The 11538-nt window shown below is 51.9% G+C and carries 8 protein-coding genes; all 8 read left to right on the top strand.

Going from position 1 to position 11538, the window contains the following annotated elements; translation table 11 throughout:
• Positions 1-425 precede the first annotated feature (425 nt).
• Positions 426-2342 (top strand): ATP-dependent zinc metalloprotease FtsH, encoded by a 1917-nt coding sequence (ftsH, locus tag QZP87_RS10010; protein ID WP_291322779.1) that lies wholly within the window; start codon positions 426-428, stop codon positions 2340-2342.
• Positions 2343-2607: 265 nt separating this feature from the next.
• Complete coding sequence (gene folP, locus QZP87_RS10005; protein WP_291322778.1) at positions 2608-3444, top strand: dihydropteroate synthase; 837 nt, start codon at positions 2608-2610, stop codon at positions 3442-3444.
• Positions 3435-4187 (top strand): diadenylate cyclase CdaA, encoded by a 753-nt coding sequence (gene cdaA, locus QZP87_RS10000; RefSeq protein WP_291322777.1) that lies wholly within the window; start codon positions 3435-3437, stop codon positions 4185-4187. Before folP ends, cdaA begins: the two co-directional genes overlap by 10 nt.
• A gap of 66 nt (positions 4188-4253) precedes the next feature.
• On the top strand, positions 4254-5180 hold the full coding sequence (locus QZP87_RS09995) for a CdaR family protein (RefSeq protein ID WP_291322776.1): 927 nt from the start codon (positions 4254-4256) through the stop codon (positions 5178-5180).
• 215 nt (positions 5181-5395) lie between these two features.
• On the top strand, positions 5396-6763 hold the full coding sequence (gene glmM / locus QZP87_RS09990) for a phosphoglucosamine mutase (RefSeq protein ID WP_291322775.1): 1368 nt from the start codon (positions 5396-5398) through the stop codon (positions 6761-6763).
• A gap of 320 nt (positions 6764-7083) precedes the next feature.
• Positions 7084-7956, top strand: coding sequence for a UTP--glucose-1-phosphate uridylyltransferase GalU (gene galU / locus QZP87_RS09985; RefSeq protein ID WP_291322774.1), 873 nt, complete (start codon positions 7084-7086; stop codon positions 7954-7956).
• Between the two features lie 82 nt (positions 7957-8038).
• Positions 8039-10378, top strand: coding sequence for a primosomal protein N' (priA, locus tag QZP87_RS09980; RefSeq protein WP_291322773.1), 2340 nt, complete (start codon positions 8039-8041; stop codon positions 10376-10378).
• A gap of 17 nt (positions 10379-10395) precedes the next feature.
• The coding region (gene asnS / locus QZP87_RS09975; protein ID WP_291322772.1) for an asparagine--tRNA ligase at positions 10396-11538 on the top strand (1143 nt) is incomplete at its 3' end.

Raw genomic sequence — 11538 nt, 5'->3', positions numbered from 1 at the left:
TTTATAACCTGTCTCAATTGGGGACAGGCACTTTTGCCGTTTGATAACTTACAATTGAACAAAAAATCAGGCGGCAAAAGAGCCAGTCCCCGGAGGTCAATATATAAGTTTCGCTGTAGTGATAATCCTCTTTTATAAAAATAAGTACGGGAGGTTCCTGTCCCGAATGGAGATTTGATACCAGTATCTGTTTAGCACTACAGCGACACTTTGTGTTAATTATCGCCTCGGCTAACGGGGACAGGCACTCCAGGACCCTCTTGAGCATCATTTTGTGCTCAAAATGACTAATTTTTTGGGACAAGCGGGTCCCGGAAGAGCCAGTCCCCGTGCCACATGCAAAGCGCTAAACAGATACGAAGTTTCGCCGTAGTGATAGTTTCGCTGTAGAGACAAGCTGATCCTTTTTTTCTGGAGGGAAGATATTGAACACTTTTTCCAAAAACCTTTTGCTCTGGGCGACCATCTCGGTGGTTTTGATCATGCTTTTCAACATGTTCAACCAGCCTCAGGAACAATATGAAAGATTAACATATACCGAGCTGCTGGACAGGATTGAGCAGGGCGAGGTCATGGCGGTAAAGATCAAGGGACAGGAGGTTTCTGGAGTTACCTTCGACGATCAGAGGTTTGTGTCCTACCATCCTGAGGACCCCAACTTTGTGGATAAGCTCCTGAGAAATAATGTCCAGGTGGAGGCGGAACCTGAAGACGAAGGTTCCATGCTCATGACAGTCTTTATTTCCTGGTTTCCAATTCTGCTGCTTATAGCAGTGTGGATATTTTTTATGCGCCAGATGCAGGGCGGCGGGGGCAAGGCCATGTCTTTCGGCAAGTCCAAGGCCAAGCTGGTGGCCCAGGAAGACAGCAAGGTCACCTTTTCAGATGTGGCCGGAGTGGATGAGGCTAAGGACGAGCTTACCGAAGTTGTGGACTTTTTAAGTGACCCCAAGAAATTCACCAGGCTTGGGGGACGTATACCCAAGGGAGTGTTGCTGGTTGGTTCCCCTGGAACAGGCAAAACCCTGCTGGCCAGAGCTGTGGCCGGTGAGGCCGGTGTGCCTTTTTTCTCGATTTCTGGATCGGATTTCGTCGAAATGTTTGTGGGTGTGGGAGCCTCCAGGGTCAGGGACCTGTTTGTGCAAGGCAAAAAGAATGCCCCCTGTCTGATATTCATCGACGAAATAGATGCGGTGGGCCGTCAGAGAGGTGCCGGTCTGGGAGGCGGCCACGATGAGCGGGAGCAGACCCTGAATCAGTTGCTGGTGGAAATGGACGGCTTCGAATCCAACGAAGGCGTCATCCTGATAGCCGCCACCAACCGCCCGGACGTGCTGGACCCGGCGCTTCTCAGACCCGGACGTTTTGACAGGCAGGTGGTGGTACCCAATCCAGACCTGGCCGGGCGTAAGCACATCCTGGAAGTGCACAGCCGTAAGACTCCTCTGGCTCAGGGGGTGGATATGGATGTTATCGCCCGGGGCACACCTGGATTTTCCGGTGCAGACCTGGAAAACCTGGTCAACGAGGCAGCCCTGCAGGCGGCCAAGAAGGACAAGGATCAGGTAAGCATGGAGGATTTTGAGGAGGCCAAGGACAAGGTGCTCATGGGCAAGGAAAGAAGAAGCATAATCTTGAGCGAAGAAGAAAAGAAAACAACTGCTTATCACGAGGCCGGGCATACCCTGGTGGCCAAGCTTCTGCCAGGGACTGATCCCATCCATAAGGTTTCCATCATTCCCAGGGGACGTGCCCTGGGAGTCACCATGCAGCTTCCCGAGGACGAGCGGCACAATTATTCCAAGACCTACCTGGAAAACAATCTCTCGGTACTTCTGGGTGGCCGGGTGGCCGAGGAACTGGTCTTCAACCAGATGACCACCGGGGCCGGCAACGATATCGAGAGGGCCTCAAAGATGGCCAGGAAAATGGTCTGCGAATGGGGTATGAGCGAGACTTTGGGGCCGCTTTCCTTCGGGGGTAAGGGAGAAGAAGTTTTTCTGGGGCGGGAGTTTGTGCAGCACAAAGAGTACAGCGAGGACACAGCCAAGCTCATAGACGCCGAGGTCAAACGAATCGTACAGGATGGCTATGACCGGGCTAAAATGCTTCTCAAGGATAATATGGACAATCTGCACCGCATTTCAGCAGCTCTTCTGGACAGGGAAACCATCACAGGCAAGGAAGTGGACAGGCTGATGCAGGGCGAGGAGTTGCCTCCCATAGAGGAAGAACTGAAGCAGGAGAAAGATAAGGCCAGTGAAAAAAAGAAACAAAGCGATGATAACAGTGACAGCGATTCGGACGGGGAGGATGACTCTGGTTTCAAGATAGAGTCTTAACACTACAGCGACACGTTATTTGAACTTGAAGGGGACTGGCTCTTTTGCTGCCGAGAGCCCAGCTATCTTACGGTTTGAGTTCGGCAAAAGTGCCTGTCCCCGGTGGCTGAGGCAATAACTAACACAAAGTGTCGCTGTAGTGTTAAGTAGCCATACATTTGACATTCAACCAGGATAGCTGTTCAGCACTTTACATGTAGCACGGGGACTGGCCCCCCTGCTTTTCTAAGATGCGCTGAACAGATATCAGCCAGGGTATTTTAACATGGTAACATGGTATGTTCGGGGGGGCGGGGTGATAGGTCCCGCCCCTTTTTTGATTGCGGGTATCGTAAATATCACTCCGGATTCCTTTTTCGACGGGGGCAGGCATTTTGAGCCAGAGGCCGCTGCCCGGCACGGGCTTGAGCTTCTGAATCAGGGAGCGCATATTCTGGATTTGGGTGGGGAGAGCACGAGGCCGTTTTCTCAGAGCGTGAGCGCAGAGAGCGAAATGACAAGAGTTTTGCCGGTCCTTGAGAACCTTCTGGATGTCAACCGGGATGCAATAATATCAGTGGATACTTACAAATCCAGGGTTGCATCCAGGTGCCTGGAGGCCGGGGCGGTTATCATTAACGATATCTCAGCCTGTCGCTTTGATCCTGAACTTCTGGATGTGCTGCTGCAGTACAAGCCGGGATATGTATTGATGCACACCCTGGACCGCCCTGAAAACATGCAGACAGACCCACGTTACACTGATGTAACCCGCGAGATTCTTTCTTTTTTCGAAACCAACCTCACCAGGCTTGTTCGAGCCGGAATGCCTGAGAACCGTATAGTTCTAGACCCGGGCATAGGTTTTGGCAAGACCCTTGAACATAACCTGGAACTTATGAGAAACATGGAGTGTTTTCATGTTCTGGGACGCCCGCTTTTTGTGGGCTTGTCCTACAAGTCCATGTGGAGCAGGTTGTTGGGACTGGAACTTCAGGAAAGAGGGATGCCTACACAGGTGGGAACGGCACTCATGGCCGCAAAGCAGGTTGGAATTCACAGGGTGCATCATGTCCAGGACACCAGAATCACCTTAAAAATCGTCGAAAACATATGCTCCTAGATTTGGGAATTGTTCAGATAGGCTGGCGCGACCTGGTGGATATCACGGTAGTGGCGTATATCGCTTACCGTATTATACTGTTTTTTAAGGGTACCAGGGCCGTGTCGGTGGTTTACGGGCTTATCATTTTAATGGTGGTCTATTATGTAGCGGATGAGTTCGGCCTGTATACTCTGCACGGAATGCTGACCAACTTCCTGGGGTCACTGTTTTTAGTGATCATTATCCTTTTTCAAAGTGATATACGCAAGGCTCTGGCTGAAATGGGGGCCGGCAGACTCTGGTTCAATCCAAGACCTACTAATAAAGTTCTGGATGAATTGGTCCTGGCAGCGGTACAGATGGCTGAAAAAAAGATCGGTGCCTTGATAGTACTGGAAAGAAGAACTCCCCTTGGAGATATTGTTGAGTCGGGAGTGGAGATCGATGCCAGATTTTCCAGGGAACTGCTGGAAACCATTTTTTACCCCAATACCAGGCTGCATGACGGGGCCGTTGTGCTCAGGGCGAACAAAATTGTTTCTGCAGGCTGCATACTGCCACTGGCAGTGGGTGTGCCTCCCAGGTGGAATTACGGAACCAGGCACAGGGCGGCCATAGGTATAACCGAAGAAAGCGATGCCCTGGCAGTGGTGGTTTCAGAGGAAAGAGGAAGGATTGCAGTGGCAATATCTGGCAAACTGATTCCCGCTCTTGACGAAGTACGCTTGAGAAGGGTGCTCACAGCGGCATGGGAGAAGTAGTAGGCGAAGGTCAATGGACGAAAGACACTGAACAGATGGCAGGGGGTGGAGAAAGACATTCCAGGTATGATTATCTACAGTAAAATTTATAATATGCTTAGAAGCAACTTGCAGTACAGAATTTTGGCCCTGGTTCTGGCCGTTTTTTTCTGGTATCTTATCAGCGGCCAGGAAAAGGTGGAGATGTGGGTGGAAGTTTCGGTGGAAGTCTCGCAAGTCCCGGAAGAATACACCATCATGTCAGGTATGGTCAGTAAAGTCACCGTCAGGTGCCGGGCCACAAAGACCATGCTGAGCCGTATGGAAGTCGGCCGACTGGCTTACAACCTGGACTTGTCCGGTTTGGAACATGGTGAAAATACTATTGTCCTGGATCCCAAGAGGATCAATCTGCCCCGTGCGGTACAGGCGGTGGAGATTACTCCTCACAGGCTTGATCTGGAGGTGGACAGGCTGATAATCCGTGAACTGCCTGTGGAAATAGAGTGGAAAGGAGCCATAAGCCCCTACTACGAGTTGAAGGACAAATCGGTGGAGCCGGCATCAGTGCGTATTAAAGGACCGGAAAATATTATTCAGAATATGGATGCGGTTAAAACCAGACCGCTGGCTGTTGAAGATGAGAGACCAGGTATGATCCAGCGCAGGGTGGGTCTTGTTCTAGGTCCTGAAATGGAGACCGGCACCCCTGATGTACGTGTAGAACTTGTATTTGGTCCGTTGCTGGAGGAAATCTGGGTCCGCAAGCCTGTTGAGGTCACAGGTGCTGAAGACATAAAATACACCCTGGAACCGGACCATGTCAGGGGGAATCTGAAATTGCCCCGGGAGTTGCTGCAACAGGAAGGCTGGCGGGACAGGATTCACTATTATGTGGAAATAGAGCCGGGGGTTGAGCGAGGGATGCATGAATTACAGGTACATGCTATAGTTCCCGAGCATGGTCGGGTTTTGGAAATGCGTCCGGAAGTCATTGAAGTAAAAATTGAATAAAGGTATCACTACAGCGATACTTTGTGTTAATTATTGCCTCGGCCACCGGGGACAGGCACTTTTGCCGAACTCAAACCGTAAAATGGCTCGGCTCTCCCCGCACTTATTTTTTCAAAAATGCTGGAATTTTCTGTGACAAAAATAAGTGCGGGGTTTGCCTGTCCCCTGCATTCCTAAACAGATACCAAAGGAATAAAGAAACAGGAGAATACAGCATGCGCAAAAAATTATTTGGTACGGACGGCCTGAGAGGGCAAGCCAATATTTTTCCCATGCTGCCAGAGATAGTGCTCAGGCTGGGTTTGGCAGCAGGCCAGTATTTCCGCAACGGGCACAGGCGGCACAGGGTGCTGATAGGAAAGGACACCAGGCTTTCAGGTTATGTATTTGAAAACGCTCTGACATCCGGGTTCTGCGCTTCAGGTATGGATGTTTTTCTGGTAGGGCCCATGCCTACCCCGGCCATTTCTTTTTTGACCAAGAACATGCGTGCCGACCTGGGAGTGGTTATTTCTGCCTCCCACAATCCTTTCATGGACAACGGGATCAAGTTTTTCGATCACATGGGCTTCAAGCTTTCGGACCAGGTGGAAGATGATATATCAGAGCTGGTTTTGTCCCCGGATGTAAACTGGAAGCACCCCCAGCCGGAAGCCATAGGCAGGGCCAGGAAAATCGTGGACAGTCCTGGAAGGTATGTTGTTCACCTCAAGAACAGCCTGCCCAACACCATGTCACTGCAGGGGATGAAGGTGGTGATAGACTGTGCCCACGGCGCCACCTACCGGGTTGCTCCACTGATTTTTGAAGAACTTGGGGCCAAGGTCATCATGGCCGGAACCGAGCCGGATGGGTTGAATATCAACAAGAAGTGCGGTTCCCTTTACCCTGAAGTAGCAGCTAATATGGTCCTGGAACACGGGGCTGACATTGGGCTGTCCCTGGACGGGGACGGGGACAGGCTGATCGCCATCGATGAAAACGGAGTTATCCTGGACGGAGACCAGATAATGGCCATTTGTGCCAGGGACCTCATGGAGCGCGACGAACTGCCCGGCAAACTCCTGGTAAGTACAGTCATGAGCAATATGGCCCTGGAACTCTTTATGCAGAAGCAGGGAGGGAAGCTCTTGCGCACAAAGGTCGGGGACCGCTACGTGGTGGAGGCCATGCGCAAGGAAGGGGCGGTCCTTGGCGGAGAGCAGTCCGGCCACCTCATCTTTATGGATTACGCAACCACAGGGGACGGCATTCTGGCCGGCATCAAGCTTTTAAAGATCATGCTGCAGAAGAACAGGCCCCTGTCAGAGCTTTCTAAACTTTTGACACCTTTTCCTCAGCGCCTCATCAATGTGCACGTGGAAAGAATGAGGCCCTTTGAAGAGGTTCAAGTGATTCAGGAGGCGGTCAAGGACGCGGAAGCAAAGCTCAGGAACCAGGGCCGGGTACTTCTCAGGTATTCAGGTACCGAATCCGTGGTCAGGGTTATGGTGGAGGGTAAAGATGAGACCATGGTAGAGGACCTGGCCATTCACCTGGCAAGGTCTGTGGAAGAAGGACTACGGGTTAAGACTGACTTCTAAGCTCTACACAGACACAGATGGATTAAGTTTCAGCGATGCTCTTGCCAAGCTGAACCTGGAAGTATATTTTGCTTATATACTTTTTTCATGAGCGTTTTGCAGAGGCTGACCCGGTGTGGGGCGGCGGAACAGAACGGTTGATATTTTCAATTATAACAATGAGGTAACAAGTTTAGCCATTTGCAGGTGGCCCGGGGACTAACTCTCCCAGTCCTTGTTTTATAGAGTCTGTTTTTTCATCAACAAAAAAACAAGGGCTGGGATGCCTGTCCCCTGCTTTCCATAGAAAAGGGCTAAACTGTTACACAAGGAGCATGATCATGGAAGCCAGGAAAGTAGTAATTCCAGTAGCTGGTTGGGGTACGCGGTCTTTGCCTGCAACCAAAAACGTCCCCAAGGAGATGCTTCCCATATACAAAAAGCCTGCAGTGCAGCACGTAGTGGAAGAGGCCATTGAAGCTGACCTCACCAACGTGGTTTTTGTGACCAATCAGCAAAAAAGGATCCTGGAGGATCATTTCGACTACAATCTGTCTCTGGAAGCTGTGCTGAGGCGGACAAAAAGAGAACACCTTTTGCGTGAAGTACGCCAGGTGGCTGAAATGGCCAATATTATTTCCGTGCGCCAGAAAGAACAGTTAGGTCTGGGCCATGCTGTTTTGTGCGCCAGGGAAGTGGTTTTCAAAGAACCATTTGCGGTTATGGTCGGGGATGACCTTATGTTCAGCCGGCGTCCAGCCATTAAACAGCTTCTGGAAGCAGCCAAGACCGAGCATATGTCTGTTGTTGGAGTGGTGGAGGTTTCCAGGGAAAATGTTTCAAACTACGGCATTATTCAGGGAGAGGAGATTGCTCCGGGCCTGTATCGCATCCGTAATGTTTACGAAAAGCCCCGGGTGGAAGATGCACCCTCACGTCTGGCCATAGTGGGACGCTATGTGCTCACCCCTGAAATTTTTGAGCACCTGGAAACCCTGGAGCCAGGCCATAATCTGGAGTATCAGCTCTCTGACGCGCTGCAGTCCATGGCACGCCACAAAAGGGTGCTGGCGGTAAAGCTTGAGGGTCAACGCTACGACATCGGCAACTGGGTGGACTATCTCAGTGCAAATATTCATTTTGCCCTCCAGGATGATGAACTTAAGACGGATCTGCTTAAAAGCCTGGAGGATTTTCTCCCCGGCCGTAAATAGCTGATACGGGTAAGTATTGCTGCGGGCTGAAACCTGATCTTTTCGGTCCGGGGTTTTTCACCCTGGTTATTATCCTCCGCTTATGCAAACACAACATACCTGCGTTCCTGTCTGGTCCGCCGCAGTATTGAGCCAGCCTTATTCCAGCCTGAGCTATGCTCAGCCTCCATACCTGCCGCAGGATATTTGGAGACCCGGTATGCGGGTGCTGGTTCCCATGGGAAGGGTCAATAAACTTTGCTGCGCTGTGCTGGAACGCAGCATACCCGCCTCCTGCTCTGAAAAACAACTGAAACCGATCTTCTGGCCCCTAGAAAAAGAGCCTCTTTTAAACCCGGACTATCTGGAAATGCTCGAAAAAGTAGCAGCCAGGCAGTTGACTACTCTGGCACGGGTGCTGGCTTTTGTCATTCCAGCACCCTTGCGAAGGGTGCCCGACGGATGGAGGGATGAGAAAAACAGCATTATTCCTTTTTCAAGAGGTTGGGGCAGAGAGGAAGTTCTTTTCAGGCTGGCAGAGCGGTGGACGCAGGGGCGGCTTGACACCGGAGTCAGCAGGAGAGAAGGCTTTCTTGTGGCAGCAGCCAAAGAACCGCCCTGGCCTATAAGACCACAGGCCAGGGTGCAATGGGCGGTAATGGATTTGTTGTATGCCCATGGTCCCATGCCTGGAGCAGGCATCAGGGCTGAACTGGGTCAGGGATCGGGAAAAGCCCTGAAGGCCTTGCTGGATAAAGGTCTTGCTAGGTATTGTTCCAGGGAAGAAGAAGAGGAGAGAGGAAAGTATGAGGTTTTTGGGCAGGGCTTTTGTTTCAGTCCAGGCCAGCAAAAGGCCCTGGAGTTGCTGGGTCCCAAGCTGCAGGAAGGTTTCAGGGCCTGTTTGCTGCACGGAATAACCGGCAGCGGCAAAAGCCTGGTTTATCTGGAACTGGCCCGCCAATGCCTGGAGATGGGTCGTTCGGCAATTATTCTTGCCCCTGAAATAGCCATAGCCAGAAATCTTTATCAGCAGGCCTGCAGTTATTTGTCCAGGGCCAGGGTTTTTCTGCACCATGGCAGCAAAAGCCCCAGAAGTAAGGAAAAGTTTTTCGTAGAGCTTTGTTCAGGAAAAAGTCCGATACTCTTGGTGGGGACCAGGTCGGCACTATTCATGCCGGTGCAGGATGCAGGCCTTATTGTCCTGGACGAGGAGCATGACGAGTCTTTCAAGCAGGACCAGAGTATCATTTACCAGGCCAAGGAGGTGGCCTGGTACCTTGCAGCCAGAGACAATGCCCTGCTGGTGCTTGGTTCGGCCACTCCGGACGTAAAGACTTATTACGCAGCCGGCAAGGGACAGGTAAAACTGGTGGAAATGCAGCACCGCATCGGGACCAGTTCTTTGCCTGAAGTAGAGTTTGTGGACCTTAAGGAAGAACCGGCGGTATTCGGCGCCTTGGCCAAGACCTGCGCGGAATCTTTGCAGGAAACCGTAAAGCGGGGGGAACAGGCCGTAATCATGCACAACCGCAGGGGGTATTCCCCGGTACTTATGTGCAAGGCCTGTTCCGAGACGGTTAAGTGTCAAAGTTGCCGGGTGGGGCTTACTTATCATAAAAAAAGAAATCGCATGGTGTGCCATTATTGCGGCATTTCGATTTCCTTTCCGCCCATATGCGGTCATTGCCGGGGGTCGGAGTTTATTCCAGTGGGGCAGGGCACTGAAAAAGTGGAAGAGTTTCTGACCAGGCACCTGCCCGAAACCACAGTTTTGCGCCTGGATCGTGACAGTACCAGGAGTCCTGGAAAGTCAGAAAAGATATTGCAGGCTTTTGCATCCGGAGAGGCCCAGGTGCTGGTCGGCACTCAAATGCTCAGCAAGGGGCATTCCTTTCCAGAGGTAACCCTGGCCATAGTCCTTGACGGTGACCTGGGGCTTGGGTTGCCTGACTACCGTTCCACCGAACGTGTATTTCAACTCCTGGTACAGCTCTCGGGTCGATCCGGCAGAGGAGAAAAACCTGGAAAAGTATATATTCAGACCCGCAATCCCCAGCATTTTTGCTGGCAGTATATCCGGGACTGCAACTATAAGGGTTTTTTTGAACAAGAGATAAGCCGCAGGCAAAAATTCGGCTATCCCCCTTTTGTCAAGCTGGGGATGATCCGTTTTTCTTTTCCGGATACATGGAATGGCAGTGCGGATTTTTTGGCAGGTCTTCGCCAGAGGGCAAAGCAGGCGGCTGCAGCCCACGGCGTAAAACTTCTGGGGCCTGCCCCGGCAGTATTGTCCCGGCTTAAGAACAGGGAGCGGTATCAATTTCTGGTCAAAGCCGGGGATTGGTCCGGGATTAAGAAAGCATATCTGGAAATGTATCCCTTGTTTCAGCATCACCGCCAGGTGCGGGTAAGCCTGGACCTGGATCCCCTGAATATGCTTTAGAATTATCTGGAGGTCAGATGGAAAGAACCAGGGTGAAGCAGGCCTTGCATGCGGAAGCACCTGTCCAGGGCATTATGCTCAAGGGGTGGGTCCGGACCAAGAGGGAATCCAAGGGTGTGGTTTTTTTAGAGCTCAATGACGGTTCCTGCAGAACCAACCTGCAGATCGTGGTGGACCCGGGTGTTGCCGGGACTGATAGCCTTGACGGGACAGGCACCGGGGCCGCGATCAAGGTGACAGGCAACCTGCAGGCCTCCCCGGGCAAAGGCCAGAAGTGGGAGGTTCAGGCTGCACATTTGGAGCTTATAGGCAGTGCAGACCAGGAAAGTTATCCCTTGCAGAAAAAGCGTCATTCCGATGAATTTTTGCGCGGGATTGCACACCTGCGGCCCAGGACCAACAAGTACGGAGCCATGAACCGTATCCGTTCCGAGCTCAGTTTTGCTGTGCACCAGTATTTCCGGGAGCGGGGGTTTTACTACATACACACTCCCATTATCACCGGATCGGACTGCGAGGGGGCAGGGGAGATGTTTGTGGTGACAGCCCTTGATCCGGACAAGGCCTGGAAATCCCCTGCAGACTTTGGCCGGGATTTTTTCGGGAAAAAGGCCCACCTCACGGTTTCCGGGCAGCTGCCCGCGGAAAGCATGGCCTGTGCCCTGGGGGACGTTTACACTTTCGGTCCCACTTTCAGGGCGGAAAATTCCAATACCAGCAAACACGCAGCCGAGTTCTGGATGGTGGAGCCGGAAGTGGCCTTTGCCGATCTGCAGGACATAATGGATATGGCCCAGGATTTTGTCCAGGCCCTGATAGGGCATGTGAGAAAGTATTGCAGCGAGGACCTGGAACTTTTTTCCCGCTTTGTGGATCAGGGCCTTGAGGACAGGCTGGACAGCGTCCTCAGCCAGCCCTTTGAGCGCATAAGCTATACCCGGGCCCTGGAAGTGCTTCAAGGCTGCGGCAGAAAATTTGAGTACCCGGTGCAATGGGGCCTGGACCTGCAGACTGAACATGAGCGCTTTCTATGCGAAGAGCATTTTCATAAACCTCTTATAGTCCATGATTACCCGGCCAGCATAAAGCCCTTTTATATGCGGGTGAATGATGACTCAAGCACCGTGGCTGCCATGGACGTTCTTCTCCCGCGGGTGGGG

Source organism: Desulfonatronospira sp., assembly GCA_003563255.1.
Lineage (GTDB): Bacteria > Desulfobacterota > Desulfovibrionia > Desulfovibrionales > Desulfonatronovibrionaceae > Desulfonatronospira.
This window is presented reverse-complemented; position numbering and strand designations above follow the sequence as displayed.